8 protein-coding genes are annotated in these 18,816 nt (G+C 55.5%); all 8 read left to right on the top strand.

Features of this window, described 5'->3' with window-relative positions; genetic code table 11:
• The first annotated feature begins 658 nt into the window (after positions 1-658).
• Complete coding sequence (gene dpdE / locus FH08_RS0112660) at positions 659-3,973, top strand: protein DpdE (RefSeq protein WP_031358676.1); 3,315 nt, start codon at positions 659-661, stop codon at positions 3,971-3,973.
• A complete protein-coding gene (gene dpdF, locus FH08_RS0112655; protein WP_035566042.1) occupies positions 3,970-6,543 on the top strand; it encodes a protein DpdF in 2,574 nt (857 codons plus the stop codon). Before dpdE ends, dpdF begins: the two co-directional genes overlap by 4 nt.
• Positions 6,544-6,634: 91 nt before the next feature.
• The gene (dpdG, locus tag FH08_RS0112650; RefSeq protein WP_031358674.1) at positions 6,635-7,522 is read left to right on the top strand and encodes a protein DpdG; all 888 of its coding nucleotides are present in this window, start codon (positions 6,635-6,637) and stop codon (positions 7,520-7,522) included.
• Positions 7,519-10,716 carry a protein DpdH gene (dpdH, locus tag FH08_RS52945; protein WP_031358673.1) on the top strand — a complete coding sequence of 1,066 codons (3,198 nt, stop codon included), beginning with the start codon at positions 7,519-7,521 and terminating at the stop codon, positions 10,714-10,716. Before dpdG ends, dpdH begins: the two co-directional genes overlap by 4 nt.
• Complete coding sequence (locus FH08_RS0112640) at positions 10,713-11,435, top strand: hypothetical protein (RefSeq protein WP_031358672.1); 723 nt, start codon at positions 10,713-10,715, stop codon at positions 11,433-11,435. The genes dpdH and FH08_RS0112640 overlap by 4 nt, the downstream gene beginning before the upstream one ends.
• 3 nt (positions 11,436-11,438) lie before the next feature.
• Positions 11,439-15,950 carry a protein DpdJ gene (gene dpdJ / locus FH08_RS0112635; RefSeq protein WP_031358671.1) on the top strand — a complete coding sequence of 1,504 codons (4,512 nt, stop codon included), beginning with the start codon at positions 11,439-11,441 and terminating at the stop codon, positions 15,948-15,950.
• Entirely contained in the window at positions 15,950-16,477 is a 528-nt protein-coding gene (gene dpdK, locus FH08_RS0112630) for a phospholipase D-like domain-containing protein DpdK (protein ID WP_031358670.1), read from the top strand. The genes dpdJ and dpdK overlap by 1 nt, the downstream gene beginning before the upstream one ends.
• A gap of 8 nt (positions 16,478-16,485) precedes the next feature.
• On the top strand, positions 16,486-18,771 hold the full coding sequence (gene dpdD / locus FH08_RS0112625; protein WP_152602810.1) for a protein DpdD: 2,286 nt from the start codon (positions 16,486-16,488) through the stop codon (positions 18,769-18,771).
• The last annotated feature ends 45 nt before the right edge of the window (positions 18,772-18,816 follow it).

Below are 18,816 nucleotides of genomic sequence, written 5' to 3'. Positions count from 1 at the left end.
CGGGCTCCACCTGGACGGGTTTTCCGGAGGTTTCGCGTCAGGGGTTGATGCCCGTCAGGGTCGAGACGCGGCGCGCGGCTCGGCGCAAAGCGCGAAAACCCGGCCCGCAGCGTAGCGGAGGGAGGCGCTCATCGGTGGGCCATAGAGATATATAATTTTTTTGACTTCGGCGATAAATCAAAAAGTCATTAGTTGAAACTTCCTTTCAAGTTTTTCGCCCATAGTGCCGACAACAGGAATACCGTAGGACCGAAACCTCGCGGGGAAGTTAGCCATCGGTGGCTGAGAGAGGCCGATGGTTTTGAGCAGCAAAGTGACTCATTAGAAGAGCGGCTATCGCATTGCGACTGAGATGACGCGGTTGCCCGTCACAGATAACTTCTGTGGTGCGGTTGACTGCGGCCATGAAATGCGCATTCGGGAACGGTCGACAAGTCAATCAGGTTGTTAAGATTTTGGCATATGTTTACAAATAACTAACCGCGAATGCGTTTGTTCATTACAATTTGAATGCATATCGGTGGCTGCGGGTATTGAGCAGCCCTAAAGCCGATATGGAACTAGAAACTGCTGTAACGTCGTGCGTTCAATCGAGAGTTGCGGATCGTGTGTCGCCGCAGGAACCACGCGGTAAATTTCTTGCCACAAGAAGACCAATATGTTCGTTAGGTGCGCGCTGTTCCCGGGGGACGGGATTGCAAAGTTGCTGCAGCAGGGCAACGTTGATTGCGTGATCGAGTATTTCGACGATCCGTCGGCGGAAAGGATCGTGAGGACAGTTCCCTACGCAACGCTCTCCCGTGCGCGTTTGCACAGGCAAACGCGGGTGTATTTTTTTGACCAAACGAGGAAGTGCTGGCGGATTGCGCGGGTGGGTGACGCGGACGGGGATACGCTGCAATTGAAGCTTCCGAACGGACTGCTGAAGGTCCGGGAGGTCGCCGATGTTTTCGTAAGATGGGACCGGCCTATCCGCGACCCCAGTGTATATCTGGCCGACTTCATTACGGAGACGCCAAGCTATGCATCAGGACGGCGGCGGTTCATGCACCGGACGACTGCATTGCGAGGGGGCTTTCAGGGCTTGTCCGCTTATGCGTCGTCCCGGATCGAATTGCTGCAGCACCAGTACGAGGTTGTTCGCCGCGTCCTGTCGGACCCGTGTCAGCGCTACCTGCTTGCAGACGAGGTGGGGCTGGGTAAAACCATAGAGGCAGGGATTATTCTTAGGCAGTACGTCCTCGACTACCCGACGAGTCATATTGCTGCCGTAATAGTGCCGCCGTCCCTCGTACAGCAATGGCGGGACGAACTCCGCAGGACGTTTCATCTTTCCGATTTTCTTGACGATTCCATTTTTGTTATTGGATTCGATAACTTCGAGGCAATGACCGCCGTTCTGTCCAAGGCAGATATGCTGATTGTCGACGAAGCGCATCAGGTAACGACTGGCTATGGATCGGACGACCCACGCAAGAGCGCTCTGTTCAGAGAAATTGCGTCCGCCTCGGCGCGCGTGAGGCGACTCCTTCTACTCTCGGCTACGCCTGCACTTGGCAACGAGCGCACTTTCCTGGCCATGCTCCATCTTCTTGATCCGAGCTTTTACAGACTTGAAGATGAGGCGGCTTTTCGCACGAAGGTTCAGCACCGGGTACAACTCGCTGAACTTGTTGCGGCTCTCGTTCCCGATAATGTGTTTTCATTGGGGAGTTCGATCAAACAACTAAGGGCACTTTTCCCACAGGACAATCTGTTGTCAAGCCTTTGCGATCAGCTTCAGGCAATAGTGGACACGCTGCCGGACGAAGATGATCCCGAGTTCGGCGATGTGCTTCGCGTTATCAAAGCCCACGTTAGCGAGACATACCGACTGAGCAGGCGAGTCCTGCGCAATCGTCGTGCTTCGCTTTCCTTTCTTACGCCGAATCGAAGCGGGGTTAAGACCCTGAGATACGCTTCGGCTGCGCGGGTAGAGATCGAGAGAAGACTGGAGGACTGGCGGGTCGGCGCGCTAACAGAATTCTCGCGCGATGCCGAAGGCGCCGCATCGTTTCAGCCTATTTTTCTTGGCTTTATTGACGCGTTCTTTTCCGACGCGACTGCCCTGCGCGATGTTGTATCTGCCAGGTTGTGTGAGATCGATGAGCGTACTCGCGACGAGTCGCAGGGCGCGGCGGCCTCGTTCCGAGGTGAAGACGATTGTCTGAGAAAACTACTCGCTGCCATTGGGCAGGCAGTTGAGCATGTGGGAACTTCGGAGATTTGTCGGCTAGTTTCGAGCCTCGCAGGCCAACGTGCTCAGAAGGTAGTCGTGTTCACATCGTCTGTGTCGCATGCCGACCAACTCTATCTTGAGTTGGCCAAACACATGAAGGCTCAGGTCGTACGGCATCGGGTACGCTCGCGGGATGCCGACGCGGACGACTGGGATGATTTTGATGAGACAACAGGAAACGAATGGAAACGGTTTGTCACTGACGCTGGATGCTCTGTTCTCGTGTGCGATCCTGCTGCGGAGGATGGCTTGAACTTGCAGGGAGGCAACAAAATTGTCCTTCATGCCGACCTACCGCTGTCGCCAAACCGGATCGAGCAACGCATAGGTCGCGTGGATCGCTTCGGTTCGGGAAGTGCTGTCCTGTCTTACGTCGGGTATTGTGAAGGAAGTCAGTGGGACACTGCGTGGTTCAATTGTATGAACAATGGATTTGAGGTGTTCGATCGTTCGGTAGCCAGTTTGCAATATCTCATCGATGAGCGAATGGAGGCCGTTCGGGCTAGGCTGTTTCTGGATGGTTCTGATGCACTTTGCGATCTGGAAAAAGACCTGGTGGAAGGCAAAGCGGTGCAGCATGAGATTGATCGCCTCGACAAAATGGACGCGCTCGATTCCATTGAGCAGGAGGAGTCGGAAGACTTTGATCTTCTGGAGGAGGCGGACTCCGACTGGAAGCATATCCGCGAGGACGTGGATGAATGGGCAGTCAGAACACTGCAGTTCCAGCAGATAAAGTCCGGATCATCTGACCTGGACCAGGTAGTCCGCTATCAGTACACCGCTGATGAGAAGTCAGCGGCTACACTGCTTCCGCTGACGAGATTTCTTGAATACCCGGGCTTCATCGAGGCGATCGATACGGAACAACCCGGTGCGAGGCAACAAACCCCCCGTACATTTGCCTACTCATGCAGACGACCTACCGCACTTGCGCGTAACGCGCACGTCCTGAGATATGGATCCGCTTTCTGGCGTGGCCTTGAACAGTTTTCACAGCTTGATGAGCGTGGGCGGTCATCGGCCATGTGGAGATTTGTGCCTGACTGGATCAGCACCGACGTCGCAGATGTCTTCATGCGGTTCGACTTTGTCATCGAAGCGCACGTAGCAGAAGCCTTCGCCCTGTCAAAAGACAGGGGGTACGGTGAAGGTAGCTATTTTGCATTACGGCGGCGCGCCGACGCGGAGTTCGAGCCAATGATCATAACGGTATGGCTCGACGCCGAGTATAACGAGGTCGCTGACCAGGCAGTCCTTGAGCGTTTGAATGCTCCATATCTGAAGGAGCCGCGCGTGGGCCATGGCCGAGACTTTAACCTGAGCGCTGAGCGATGGGATGTAGTCCGAAACCAGGTGATTCCGGCAATCGCGGACTGGTCCATACATGTTACGCATTCTCGGAGTACCGCCGAAAACGTCTTGCGCGCGCATGAAGACTTTCGGAACAAGGTTCTGAATGCTGCCAATATGAGTCAAACACGACATCGACTTCACGACGTCCAGAGGCAGGCACGACTGGCGTTCATGGAGACGGCAGAGTTAAAAGTGGCTCGCGAGGCCGCGCAGTTCGAATCGCAACTGGATAACGCGTTGTTCGGAGGCGTTGCCAAGCCTGCGATCCGGGTAGATGCTGTACAGGCTGTGATTGTTTCGAGCATATCGCTTGATGACCTTGCGCGAGATGCAGCATGAAAGAGTTCGGCTTTTCTGAGTTGCAGAAGGCGCTCCTGCAGTGGCCGACAGAATTTCCGTTTTTTGAGTTTTGTTTGGAGGGCACTTACGAGCGGATCAGCCAGATTCTCGCGCAGCCGTCGAGCGATGTTCTTGCCAAGAACGACCTGATGCCGCTGATTCGCCAGATCCTGCTGCAACAGTCACAATCTAGCAGCCTTAGTCGGATCAAGGTGCCCCGCCATCCGCCGTGGCCGTCGTTCCAGGAGTGGGCCGAGTGGGGCGTGTTCGTGATGCAGGCACCGGACGGGTTTGTCCTTTCAGCCGAACGCTGGCACCCCGAATGGCTCGAAGCCTCTTCGTCGGGCGTTTTCGACCGGGCGTTTTCCATGGATAGACTGGCGGCCACGCAGGAGTGTGACTCCGATCCATATGTTAGTTTGGTGACGGGCTTACGCTATTACAAGTCAAAGGGACAACGCGAAGCCGTGCGGGCCTCTTTTTTTGCCCTACCGGGAAGTACCTTGGTTGTCAATTTGCCGACGGGAAACGGTAAGAGCCTGGTTGCTCAGATTGATGTTCTTCTTGACGGGCGAGAGGGAAACATGACGGTCGTGGTCGTTCCAACGGTGGCGTTGGCAATCGACCAGGAAAGGCAAATGCAGGAGCGCCTGGCAATCCATCCGAGCAAGGTTGAACTTTTCGCGTGGCATGCTGACCTGTCTTCCGAGCAAAAGCAGCAGTTCAAGGAACGAATCCGCCGAGGACGCCAGCCAATTCTCTTTGCGTCTCCCGAGTCGATATGTGGCAGTCTCGTCTTCGCGCTCTACGACGCCGCCCGCTCCGGGTTCGTTCGTCGACTGGTTATCGATGAGGCGCATCTCGTCGCGCAGTGGGGTGACGAATTCCGTCCCTCGTTCCAAATGCTTGCCGGTTTGCGAAGCGGACTGCTTAGGGTGGTGCCGAATACATGTGAACCCTTCAACACGTTGTTACTGAGCGCGACGCTTGCAGGGGAAACGCTGGAGACCTTGGCTACTCTTTTCGGTCCAGTCCCGCAGGTTGAAGTTATTTCTGCAGTACAACTTCGACAGGAGCCAGAATATTGGTTTCATCGCGCTGAGTCATCTGAGGAGAAGCGCGTGAGGCTTCTCGAGGCGGCCCGGCATGCTCCGCGACCGTTTATCGTCTACGTCAGCGAGCGGGCAGATGCCGAGGGAATAGCTCGCCTGCTGCACGGTTCGCTCGGCTTGACGCGCATTGCGCACTTCCACGGTGAGACCTCAGCCACCGACAGGAAATCGATCATTGACGGCTGGAGCAATAATAGACTAGATGTCATTGTTGCCACGTCCGCCTTTGGCGTAGGGATCGACAAGACTGACGTACGCTGCGTGATCCACGCCTGTGTTCCGGAAACGCTCGACCGTTTCTATCAGGAAGTCGGCCGCGGCGGACGTGATGGCCGCCCGTGCGTATCACTTGCAGTGTACGACGGTGCAGATATCGAAATGGGTCGAAGCCTTGGGCGAACTCGAGTCATCGGAGACGAACTGGGTTTGGCTCGCTGGGAGGCGATGCTCAGATCCCACGAGGCCCGTGGCGAGGATCGATGGTCGGTCGATATTTCGGTCGTTCCAACACATGGTATGCGGCAGAGCGACTATAACAAGGCCTGGAATGTCAGAACCTTGATATTGATGGCCCGGGCCGGAGTCATTGAACTTGATTCCGATTTTCCAGAAATGCCTATGCGACTTCCTAGGGAGCCTGACGATACCTACGAAGGCCGCCAGGAAGAGGCGGCGGCGCAATATTTCAACAGGACGACGATTCGTATTCTCAATCCGCGCCATCGAGAAAAGAGTGTTTGGGCGAACGAGATTCAGACTGCGAGACTTCACGGCGAGCAGAGTACGGGGCGGAATTTCAAGCTCCTGCTTTCGGTATTGAACGGCGACGTTGAGGTATCAGACGCACTAACGCGGTTGTATGAGGTTGACAACGGTCGGTGGCGCATCCCCGTCGGAGGGGGATGTGCTGGTTGTCCAGTGTGTCGGAGAATTGGCCAGAAAAAATTGCAGACGTTCATGCCCACGTTACCTCTCGCCGTGACGCGCAAGTTCGATATCGCAAAATGGAGCAAGTATTTCAGCGGGCGATCGCCAGAGAAGTTCCTTGTGGTAATGCCCGACCTCTTGTCATCGGCTGTCGCCGGGCAGGTGGTCAAAGCACTGTCGGTAGCCGTTTCGCACTTGGACGTCGCCGAGATCAACCTGACCGACAGGGAGTTCTGGAGAGGCGTTAAGGGCTATAGTGAGCTCGCGCGAAAATCGCGGTGGAAGTTCGTTATCGAAAACGATATGCGCGCGGATGACGCGTTTGTCGTCAACCAGCGGTTTCCTGCGGTTTCGATTCTGACTTCCGCGGCGGGCGAGATACCTCTTGAGATCCTCGCTGCTCGCAAACCGTTGCATCTTCTGTTCGTACCGGAGAGCTTCATCGACCCGTTTGCGCCGGGTAGAAGGATGGCTGATGTATGGCCAAACCGCATGGATCTCGCACAGTTTCTTAAGAAGATGACGACATAGGCGAACACTGTTTTGCGTGAAAGTTGGTGCGCCCGACGTCGGACATGCCAAGAGGTTTGATTAACTGCTCGAGGAAAGAGAAGAGTCCGAAATGGCGATATTAAATATGGAAAGCGACGGGATGCCGGGGCAGGTCTTCATTGCGCTAAAGGCGCTCGTTGCGCTTGGCCCAATGACAAGGGACAGGTTGATCAGCATATGCGCGCCGGAACCCGCGATCGACCCGAAACGTTTCCGCTCTGCCATGACGAGATGGACTCAACTCGGCCTGTTTGTTGAGACTGACGGCAAGATCCGTATTGCGTCTGACTACAACTGGCTGTCCAATTTGGAGCGCGGTGAGGCGATTCGACAGATGCCGACTGTTGTACGCGAGGTAGCTCTCAACGAGACAAACAACAGAAACTTCTGGGATGCGGAGTCTAATCTGAGCGCGGATTTCACCAGGGCGGCCGCGTGGATTCTCGCACAGGATATTTATACGCTTCCTTCTTCCCCCGAGCAGATTCAGGTACTGGAGAGCTTCCAGATCGGAAATGAGGCGAGAAGAGTGCTGCAAAACGACACGCGTTGGAATGGATTCAAGCATTGGTCGGTGTTTATGGGATTTGCCAGCGGTGATAGCCCACTGATTGTTGACCCTACGGTCGCGATTCGCGATTCGTTGTCCGGCATATTCAAAGACCTCGAGAGGCTGACGGCTGTACATTTTATCGAGGCGCTCGCAACGGTACTGCCGGTGCTCGACTTTGGTAACTACCGTCAGTTGGTGGAGGCGGAAATTAGAAGTGCCGAACTGGCGTCGCGTGCTGGCGACGCACTCTCGATGTCACTGTCTCGCGCACTGAAGCGCCTTGAAATTGCTGGGCTGATCAGCTTCGAGATCCGCACGGATGCGAAGCAGGGGTACAGCTTTACGGGATTTGCCGGCAGGCACTGGGAGAGATTTACGCACGTCACATATCACGGGGAAGCATGATGGCACTCGCAAATTGGTGGCCTTCGAGTACCGCGATTAACGACTGCATCAAACCTGAAGCGGAATCTGCAGACGAGTGTCTGCTGCTTGCGGTCCATCAAACGATGGACCTAACGAAGAAGGCAACTCTGGAGCGAGCAGAAGAGGCGGCTACCGAACAGGACCTACTCAAATACTTTCTGACTGATGACTTGCCTACCGGTACGCTTATCCTGCCGCTGAGCGGTCCTTCGGGATACGGCAAGTCACATTTGATTCGCTGGCTTCACGCGCAACTTAAACGTCGTCCTGAGGCGAAGCTCGCTCATATCATCCGCGTGCCGAAGAGTGCGAGCCTGCGCAGCGTCGTAAAGCAGATCGTGGAGGCGCTCGATCCAGAACAGTCTCCTGAGATATTTAACGCCTTTAACCAGGCGATTCCAGATTTTCAGCCGCGTGCGGCAGCGAACCGCTTGCGCGCTGAAATGCAGAACGTACTCGAGGAGCGGTTCCGGCAACTGCGCGTGCAGTATTCGGTGGATAGTGCTGATAACCAGAACCAGTTAACGGATCTGCATCACCTCAAGAATCTTCCCGGCTTGCTTGGAGACAATGTTTTTACCGATCGTTTGCTTGGGAAAGAGGATGAGGTTTCGGACCACGCGCCGCTAGTTCGACTCGTCCGGCGCGCGACGGGAACGAAGTCCGCCGATGGCACGGTCGATGATTCTCTGCCGCAGTTCGAAGCCGGCGATCTCGATATGCCGATCGGCGACATCAGCCAGGCTTCGGTAAAAGTGAAGAACTACTATTTGACCACTATCGACGGCGCAAATACCGAGGGGCGTGCACGGGCAGTGAAGATACTAAACGAAGCTGTCGACGCGGCTGTCGGCAATAGTTTCAATCTGAGCGCAATGGGCGGGTATTCCCTTCAGGACGTCATCCTGGACATTCGTAAGCAGTTGTTCAAGGACGGAAAGGAACTTATCCTTCTGGTGGAGGATTTTGCGGCACTTACGGGTATTCAGGAGGTGCTGTTCAACATCTGCATCCAGGAGGCCATACGGGACGGCAAGCAAGAGTTGTGCTTCATGCGGACGGCGATCGCAGTCACGGACGGTTATCTTGACAAATGGGAGACGATTCGCACGCGGGCAAAGTACGAGTGGGCTATTCGGCCGACGGACGAGCGCGATGATGTCGTCGTGTCGCGCGCCGTTGATCTCGTTGGCAACTATCTGAACGCAAGTCGTCATGGAGTTGAACAACTTCAGCGCATGTTCAGTAACGTCGACGATGAAAGCGTCGATTCGAGTAGTTGGTTGCCGGCGTTCAGCGACGAAGGTGATCAGATGTCGATGATTTCGGGTTTCGGGTATAGCTCACGAAGCTATGCACTGTTTCCCTTCAACAAGGAAGCCGTAGCGGCTTTTTGTGACCGCTATCTGAAAGTCGGGGGGCGGCTTTCGTTTAACCCCCGGGCGATTATCAACTATATATTGAGGCCGTTGCTTCTTGACCAGCGCTCTTCTTTCGACAATGGTTCCTTTCCAGAGGCGATTGCCGTAGCGACGCCCAGTGCTGCCATAGCCGAGTTTGTATCGAGGCAACGACCACTAAACAGCCAGCAGCGTGCGCAGTACAAGAGTCTTCTCGCGAACTGGGGGGGAAATCCGGAGAACGATGAAGAGTTGCACGTGCTGAATCCGTCAGTGCTCAAAGCATTCAGATTGCCGCCTCTGGAAGCTGTTCTACGTGGTGATGCAGGAACAGGAACAGGAACAGGAACAGGAACAGGAACAGGAACAGGAACTGGAACTGGAACTGGAACTGGAACTGGAACTGGAGGTTCGGGCGATGGCAGAGACATTGTTGTCCCGCAGGAAGACCCCAAGATCGTAGAGTGGAAGAAGCGCCTCCAGGCATGGCGAGAGGGCGTTGAACTCGACCTGACGAGCGCCCGTGCCATCCGGAATGCCTGCGTAAAACTAGTGGACGCCTTATCAAACTGGACTCTGATCTCGCTGTCTGGATCCGAGGTCAAAGGCCTATCATTTAAAGCTTTTCAGATTCCTTGCGCGCGAGGGAATCAGGAGTATCCGGTCGTTGTCAGGATCGCCGCCACGAGCGAGGATCCTGACGGGTTCCTTTTCAAAAGCCTGCTTGCCATCGTCCGGTGGGACCTGAAAGGCAATCAATGGAACTACCCCGAAGCGGACGAGGATTCCGTATATGCCTTCCAACTGGGACAGAAACTTGCCTCCGAATATCTGTCGCAATCGCGGGCAATCGCCGACTCGGCACTTAGCGCTGTAATGCCGGCTCTCGCGATGCAGTCGCACGCCCTTGGTCTGACTAACGTGAAGAAGGATTCAACCGGGACAGAAAGCGTTGAAACGCTGCTCGCACAACTACTTACGCCGGCAGTCGAGGCGCCAGGTACGCTGTTGGGAACTGGCTGGGCATTGCTGCGTCGAGATTGCTTCACACACCGCAAAGGCCTGATGGAACACTTTTTCCGCAGGGCAATGTATTTTCAGGGTGACACCGGAAAAACCCCGCTGGCGCTCGACGTGACTCGAGTCTGGGAGATGATGCGTGAGAAGGACGTATACGCGGTCGGATTGCAGGCGCAGGATCTCGATCGGGAAAGAGGATTGGATAAGGAGCTTGTTTCACACGTGAAGCAACTTGCCTCCAGTCTGAGGCCACTTTCCGTCCAGTTCTATGCTGAACTTTGCAAGTGGGGCGTGGAAATGACCGAAATGCTTGGCGACGACACAAACAAGGCAGAGTTGTACGCTGAACTGCGGGCCGTTTACTCGGATGCGATCCGAATCGGAGTTTGGCCGGAAAACGTCGATCAGAGCAACATTAAAGAAATCCTGAAGCAGTTCAATGCGTGTCCCTTGGCAGAAATCCGGAACCTGTTTGTCGACGCAGAAAGAGCACAGACGGAAGCGGCTCGTATGGCCGTACTCGGACGTGTGAACCCCAAGGACCTGCAAGACACGGCAGCGGTGATGTCGACCATATCCCGGTTCATCTCCAACATGAATGGCCTAGTTGAGACCAGGCGCAAGGCGCTCATGGGTCTGGACAAGAAGCCTGTTATTGATGATTTGCTACAGGAACTGGATGTGATCGCATCGGACATGGCAATGCTGAGTGCGGTCGACACGAAGGATGCGCGTCAAGGAGTTGATTTATGACTTTGCTCGAACAAACGAGAGCCCTTAAAGGAGGATTGGGATATCTGGAGACGGTAAGCGACAACGGAGAGGAGGTTCGTGAACTCCACGAGCAAAAGCGAACTCTTCAAGCGCTGATTGAACCGTTGAATCTCAGCAGGGATGGCGTGCTCCGACTACGGTCCAGAAATGTTCTGGTCGAGTTTCCCGAGAGTTTGGTAGCGGAGGTGATCAAGCTGTCATCCGATGTACGCAAAAAAATGGAGAAAAAGCCGAGTTCCCAGACGTTAAAGTCCGGCAAAGAGTGGTCCTTGTTGCTGGAGAAGATGCGAGCGCTAAATAAGGCGCTGGAGACATCTGCGAAATCTGGTTGGAAACGGTACGTCCTGGAAAGCATCACAAGTGACCCACCGGGGACGGTCAAGAGTCGTACGGCAGATACAACCGAAAACAGGCAACGTATTCGGGACTACGAACAAATTTACTTCCGACTGCAGCAAGTCAGCCAAAGCCTACCAGGTGATCTCGCTGCTATCATCGAGGTGGAGTCACTTTCCGGTTCGTTGGTTACCGCGTACGGGAAAATTGATTTCGATGTTCCCGAGACTGTGAGACTTTTCCTGGAGGGGGCGAACAGCATCGTAGGGGCATCCCTGTCTCTGCTCACTGAAGAGGTCCTGGACTGGCTGAAAAGTCGGCAAGAGGATGGCCTGTACTCAATCAGGGCGCGCGTCAATTAAGTTATGGATAACGTTACGACTCTCCTGATCGCCTGCCTTGACGTCCTTGAGCAACGCGAATTACCTCTTCTGTCATGGGGTATCGTTGATGCGGCCATCACTCACGAAGAATTGGTCGAGCTCGTGGAACCACTTCTTTCCGCCGCGAAGTGTGATGGATTGGAGGCATATTTCGACGCCGAAGCCGTGATCGAAGAACTGGTCCGGCGGGTGCTCCTCTTATGCATCGATGACAGCGAACGTAAGTACCGGTCACGCATGGCCGAAACGATAAGACTCGCCAGCAAACTTAGACAGTGGTTTCCAAAGCATGGCATCGATGGTGGATGGGTTAATGCTCCGGCACTCGTTGCCGACTACCGGTTTCGATGGAAGAGGCGCGAATATCCGGAACGCAAACTGACCTTGGACGAACTGCTGTCGGAGATCGGCAATGTGCCGTCGTTTACCGGTTCGGTAATGCGTGCCCTGTTGCAGACGGACACGGGTCAGATGACGCTTGCGCGGTTCCAGGTAGATGCAACCTGCCGCATCCTGAAATCTCTGCATTCCGGGAGCATTGGGGGGACCATCGTTTGCGCGGGCACCGGGAGCGGGAAAACCATGGCGTTCTATCTGCCAGCTCTTACCCGTATCGCGCAACTGCTCGAGGGCGGATCTTCGAAGCGATGGGTAAAGGCGATAGCGCTGTATCCGCGAAACGAACTGCTTAAGGATCAGTTCGGCGAAGTCTATTCTCAAGCGCGGCGCCTTGACCCGGTTCTTACTGCGACGGGCCGGAAGCTAATTCTGGGGGCGCTATTTGGCGATACACCGACATCGGCGCGATATCTTCCTAAACGATGGCGCATGGTCGGAGCAGATGCCATCTGCCCGTACTTTTCGTGTCCGCTTCCGGGATGTGGCGGCTCCATGGTCTGGCGCGAAGCGGATCGCTCGCGCGAAATCGAGAGATTGTGCTGCGACACCTGTGCTCATTGCGTGGCTGAGGATGAATTGGTTCTGACCCGCAGGCGACTTGCTGAACAACCCCCTGATGTTCTCTTTACGACGACGGAGATGCTGAACCGTCGTATGTCGGACTCGCGCAGTCGCCACTTGTTTGGACTAGGTCCGAGGGTGCATCGACCGCCCGAAATGATGTTAATGGACGAAGTCCATACCTACGGCGGGTTCCACGGTGCGCAAGTTGCATATCTCATGCGACGATGGCGCGGCGCGTGTCGCTCGGGGACTCATTTTGTCGGCCTGTCAGCAACGTTGCGCGAAGCGCCGGAGTTCTTCTGTCAACTCACGGGTCTGAAACCGGAATTGGTTTCGGAGGTATCGCCATCTCCCGGAGATATGAAAAAGGAGGGCGCTGAGTACACACTGGCGTTGCGAGGCGATCCTGTCTCGAGAACGGCGCTTCTTTCGGCGACCATTCAGACGACAATGCTCATGGCTAGGACCCAGGACCGGCGAGGACACCCGGTGAGCGGCGGCGCGTATGCTAGCAGGGCTTTTGTTTTCACAGATGACCTTGATGTCAATAACCGGTTGTTCTTCAGTATGCTGGATGCAGAGGGCAGAACGCAGAACTCCCGTCGCGAGCTCGATCGACGCCGGCATCCAAATGGACCACTCGCTCATCTTCGTCGGTCCATCTCCTCGGCGTCGCAATTCGAGAACGGGCAGGACTGGAGAATGAGCGAATCGATTGGTCATGACCTGTCTGTCGCATTGCAGGTTGATCGAACGAGTTCGCAAGACGCTGGTGTGGATAGCGAAGCTGATATCGTCGTCGCGACCGCTTCGCTTGAGGTTGGATATAACGATCCAGCGGTCGGCGTTGTCGTCCAGCATAAGGCACCTCGCGATGTCGCGGCTTTCCTGCAACGACGGGGGCGTGCAGGGCGACTGCGTAGCACACGACCATGGACGGTGGTTGTGCTTTCGGACTATGGTCGCGACAGGCTCGCATATCAAGCTTACGAGCAACTATTTGATCCGGAATTGCCAAGGCGGGTTCTTCCGCTCGCCAATCGATACGTCCAGAAGATGCAGGCGGTCTTCGCGCTAATTGACTATCTTGGAGAGCGGTTAGAACAGTCCCGCTTGCACTATCACGTTTGGGCACTCTTGGACGGCCCTGGCAAGCGCCCGGCAGATATTGACCTCCAGGCACGAATCGCCCGTTTGATAACGGTAATCCTTGAAAACAAAGGGGAGCAGGAAGCTTTAGTTCGACATCTGTCTGACGCGATGATGCTGGATCGCGACTCCGTCGACGCGCTGTTGTGGGACTTTCCACGCCCTTTGATGACGACAGTATTGCCCACGGCGCTTCGCCGACTCCAGTCGCAGTGGGGAAGGATGGGCAAACCGGCTGAAGACCCGTCAGCAGGCTCAGGCCCATTGCCGGAATTTATCCCTGAGTCTCTATTTGCCGATCTCAATTTGCCTGAAGTGGCGATTTACTTGCCAGGAGGGCAGGAAGAGCCCGAGATGATGCCTGTTTTGCAGGCGATGCGCGAATTCGCCCCGGGGCGGATTTCGAAGAGATTTGGCTACAGATACGGCACTGAAAACCATTGGTGCGGACCCGAACATCTGTCGACTGAACTGGATCAACCCTTCGATATTCGGTCCAGTATGCACGGGTATCTGCTCGGCAATTTTCAGTATCTCGACGAAGGACAGACGAAGAGCACACCGGTATTTCGGGTGATGCGCCTGAACGTCTCGGCACCTCCGCGAGACCTTGGCACGACCTCCAATGCGTTCATGCAATGGCAGACGCAGTTTGTTCCAGGCGAGCTTCCATCGGTGTTCCCTGTGCCGCGCTCGTCTCGACTTGCAGGAATCATCAGGTCAGCGGTGTTTCATTCCCATCGTGAACAGTCCCCTATCGAAGTTCGGAGATTTGCACGCCGTTCGCGGGCAAGTTTGCGGTTTACTGATGGTCGAACCGAGGAGCGTACCTTCGCGTTCACGCAGGACGGCACTGATATTGCAATCGGCTTTACGCTGAGCGTCGACGGCCTGAAACTGGACATTAACATTCCGGGGGCACTCTATTACGAAGCAAATGGGCACTCGTCAGAAAAGTGGCGCGCCTTACGGACCGCGCGCTACTTTGATCTTGCATGGTCTGGCGAATTGCTGGTGAATGTCGAGAGTCCGTTTTCGAGAGACTGGCTTGCACGCGTCTATCTTGGTGCACTTGTGTGCAACGCCTTGGCGGCGGATTGTTCGCTTGAGGAGGCGAGCGTCTTGCTAAGCGCAGGGCGGGCGGAAATGGGACTGGTTGAGGTACTGGAGACCGTGTTCCAATCGACGCAAGTTGATGAGGAGGCGTCCCACGGAGATTCCCGGGGACCGGAGCGACTCAGACATGATTTGATCGCTTTCCTGAATGACCCGAGCGTGTTGGATGCTTTGAAAGCACTCTCGACGGTCCTCTGGCAGCCGATCGACGAGACATGGCAGGAGTGGCTGAGGTTGCGTTACTTGGCGACCTTGGGCGCTGCGGTTCAGGATGCCATCCAGGCCCTGTGTCCAGAAATTGACACGGACTCTCTTGTGGTTGATGTAATGACGGAGTCAACCGCTGTAGACACGCCAGGTGCGGTTATCTGGGTGACTGAAACGATGGTAGGAGGGGCCGGGCTCATCGAGAATCTCCTGGCGCGTTACGGCGAGGATCCGGGGCGGTTCTATGCTCTTATCGAATCTGCATTGCAGGCCGGAGAGTTTGAGTTGGTGGACCAACAGCTTGCTCGTGTGGTCAATCTGCTTGCGGACAAATCTGCCGACGGTGAACTACCGGAAGCAGCGGCGGAATGTCGCGATGCAGTCGGATTGGAGAGCAGTCGTGCCGCTTTTGACAGGTTAAGATCCTTGCTTGTCAGGCATCAGATCGTGCCAAGCCACGCCTTTCTGGCGTCGCTTAACGCGCGCATCCTGAGACCCGGGAGTTCAAGGGTCTCAGACGCGTTCCTTCGCGACTTGCTGACCGACTGGCAGGTATCCGAGCAGCGCCTGGGGATTGAGATTGACGCGCGACTCCTTGCAGCGTTTGCTGCCAGGAACGACCTGCCGGACCAACTTCAGGACATGCTGGGCGAGGCTGGAATGTCTAGTGGCTGGAAGACGGGAATGATCTACGGACTTCTCTGGCCCCGTGGAAGCCTGATAAGGCAACAGCGCCTGTCAATTTACAACCCGTTTTGCAGCCTGCCAAGAACAGAGCGCTTGCTTGTAGCCGACTCGATTCCCGAGTGGGACATCCGAATAGATGTCACACAACCCGAATGGCAGCAGCACTGCGAGTCAGTGCTCGCCGAGCGCGGATTGGCTACGTTGACCTGTCCCAGGGGACACGAGGAACGGTTGCAGACGGCATTTCACGCTCTCATGCTAAACCCGGTCGATGCGGGAAGCCTTCATATCTATCCGGCACTAGTTGCGATCCGGCAGAGCATTTCGGCCATGGAGGCCGATATCCGGCTTCCTGAAGTGGAGGTGAATTGATGCAATCGCGAAGGATTTTCAAGTCCGCGACAACCAGCCAGCATGAGGTGCGCGAACTTTTTCAGTTCGTCTTTCTCGGCGAACTTCTTAACCTGGGAAGTGCCACGTGGCTCGTCAGTCCATGGATTAGCGACGTACCGATACTGGACAACCGTTCGGGCGCATTCAATCTCGTCGAGCCTGACTGGGGAAGCCGCGAAATAGCCATATCGGACATGCTGCTGTCGCTCATGCGGCGCGGGCAGCCCGTCCGTATTGCGACGCGAAGCCTCGATCATAACAAGCGCTTTCTTTCGACGATTCGCGAGAAGGCGAGGAATTCAGGTGTCGATTCAAAGCTGTGGATTAACGACGGCGAGGACGCCTTGCATACAAAGGGGTTGTTGACCGATCGGGCATTGCTGTCGGGATCCATGAATTTCACCTACGGCGGGTTCGAATTAAACGACGAGGTGATTTCATTTGATGTCGACCGGCAGCAGATTGCCGAAGCGAGACTCAATTTTGACAGATATAGAAACGGCTAGGACGGAACGTGGCAGATCTTCAAACCTTTATGCCTTCGATGGATCTGGAAGAGTTAACGCCCAGCGAAAGCGGGTGGCTCGGAGATTACATCGCGCAACTCCGCGGCTCTGGTCAGGCGGCGCTTGAACAGAATGTTGAAGGTGTTCGGCTCGCCGGGTCGGAGACTTGTGCGTGGTTGAAATTTTGGGCGAAGGCACCGGGTGCCCGTCCTCTCGTGTTGCCGCTATCTTTCGACCACGACGGGGTAATCGCGTGGGTTGCGTGCGCTGACAGTCATCTGCTGGCCAACGAAATGTGCGAGGAGTTGACCGCTCATGTTGGCCTTGCGTATACCGATTTCACGCCGGCGGGACGGATTGTCACGCCGTTCGATGCGCTGACGCAGATTGTTGTTGGGAGGTTCAGGTGGGTCTACAGATTCGAAGGAGCCGGTGGCCGAGAAAACGAACCGGTCTGGTCGATGCTGCGTGTCTATCGAACCTCGGTGGAAAGTCGCCCGGAGCGATACCGTCCCACGCCTCAAACGTTTGGTTCACTCAAGCTACGTTTCGAGCGAGCGATCGCTGCGAGAAACGAGAGGGAGGCGTATCGACTACTGGAGGAATTGAAAGGCACGGGTCGCCTCAATGCGCAGAACGAGCGGTTCCTCGAGATTCATCTGCTGGCAGGACTGGGACACTGGTCGCCGATGGTTGCCGGGGAGACCAAGTTGCTCGCGCTTCGCGATCTCAGCCTTCCCCGACAGACCTTGGGCGAGGCGATCGAAGCGCTGTACGTCCACTTCCTGGCTCGGCACGAGAATGAAGCCGATCTGGCTGCCGCGACGGCGGCGTTCAATGAGCAGGTGCGGCCGCGATTCGCGTGGCTGTTCAGGGCGAGGAAGAACATCACGCGCCCGGCGGTATTGAAGGCGTTTGCACTGAATGAACTTTCACGGGAAAGGCCCGATCAGGAGTTGCTCACAACGTTACGTGCCGAACTCGAGCGCTCTGATGAGTCATCGTTGCCGGAGTGGTTTCCCGATCTGCAAGCGGGCGTCAAAACCTCCGACAGTCTGTATGAAGGCAACACTGCGTTCGAGGATGCTGAATACGAACGCGCAATGGCCTTTTTCAAGCGCGCGCCGGTCAGTCAGGAGACGCTGCAGCGCATCCTGGAGTGCGCCGCCGAAATAGCGACCGTGGAAGCAGCGCGCGAAGCGATTGATGTATTGGGCCGTTATCCCGCCACGATGCTGGACGCTTTGGGACCGCGTTATACGAAGAAGATCGCGAAGCTTCACAAGTCGTTGGACACTGCACAGTCTGCTGTTGACGAGGGGGTAATCGGTGACTGGAAAGGGTGGGCACGTGCCGTGAAGTCTGGCCTGCCTAGCATAGAGGCATCCCGTCTGGCAGCGCAGAAAGCGGAAGAATGGCGACTTTCCGACTACACATTGGATCTTGAGGCTGTCGCAACCTTTACGGCGGAACTCGAAGACTACGAAGAGGCGGTCTTGCGGACCTACGTCAGGTCGATACCGGCCATTCTGGATTTCTTTCATGAGGCGACCGGTGTGCCGGAAATTCAGCGTCTTTACCGGACGTTGCTCGCGCTCATTCTGCTAGATGGCAATGACGGGTTGGGAGAGCTCGATTCGGTACAACGAATAACGGGAACATTGCTTGAGTCGGGTATCCAGTCTACTGACTACCGAGATTTGATCAATGATCTGCAGGAACTTCTTGCGCGGGTTGGATCCCCGCGCTACATGGATTGGGTGATCGACATTGTGGAGTTGTTTGCCCTGTTTCCACGCCCTGATAAGGAAGCGCCGCTGAGGTTGTTTTTCGCTTTGCAACAGATCGCCAGCCAGTACCGTCACCGTCTGAGAGTGGATCAGTGGCGCGGACTGGAACTTCTGGCACATGACTTCGATCAATTTCCCGCAATCAGTGAGTTACTGGCTGAGCGAGTTGAGGAAGGCGAGGGCGGTGAGGGTGATTTCGCGCATCTGGCGAACAAGTCAGTAGCCATTTATACGCTGACCGAATCAGCCGGGCAGCGTGCCATACAGATCTTGAAGTCACTTGTTCCCCTATGCCGTCTTGAGTTGAACTCCGATCATGTCGCGACCACCCGCTTGAAACAATTGGCTGCAAACAGCGATGTTTTTGTGTTCGCGTGGCGCAGTAGTAAACATCAAGCTTATTTTGCGGTCAAGGATGCGCGTGGCGGCAAGCCTAACCTTTTGCTACCCGAAGGGAAAGGTTCTGCGAGCATCTTGAAGGTGCTAAGCGAAGTGACGGCCTAGTCGCACCAAGGTGTCTGTTTTCTTTGCATCATTCGCGAGCACGGG

Source organism: Caballeronia sordidicola (assembly GCF_000729995.1).
GTDB lineage: Bacteria > Pseudomonadota > Gammaproteobacteria > Burkholderiales > Burkholderiaceae > Caballeronia > Caballeronia sordidicola_A.
The sequence above is the reverse complement of the archived record's forward strand: the minus strand, read 5'-3'. Positions and strand labels throughout refer to the sequence as shown.

Bases quoted from the DNA above. Each gene is read 5' to 3' on its own strand.
- dpdE (WP_031358676.1), top strand. From the start codon at position 659: ATGTTCGTTAGGTGCGCGCTGTTCCCGGGGGACGGGATTGCAAAGTTG.
- dpdF (WP_035566042.1), top strand. From the start codon at position 3,970: ATGAAAGAGTTCGGCTTTTCTGAGTTGCAGAAGGCGCTCCTGCAGTGG.
- dpdG (WP_031358674.1), top strand. From the start codon at position 6,635: ATGGCGATATTAAATATGGAAAGCGACGGGATGCCGGGGCAGGTCTTC.
- dpdH (WP_031358673.1), top strand. From the start codon at position 7,519: ATGATGGCACTCGCAAATTGGTGGCCTTCGAGTACCGCGATTAACGAC.
- FH08_RS0112640 (WP_031358672.1), top strand. From the start codon at position 10,713: ATGACTTTGCTCGAACAAACGAGAGCCCTTAAAGGAGGATTGGGATAT.
- dpdJ (WP_031358671.1), top strand. From the start codon at position 11,439: ATGGATAACGTTACGACTCTCCTGATCGCCTGCCTTGACGTCCTTGAG.
- dpdK (WP_031358670.1), top strand. From the start codon at position 15,950: ATGCAATCGCGAAGGATTTTCAAGTCCGCGACAACCAGCCAGCATGAG.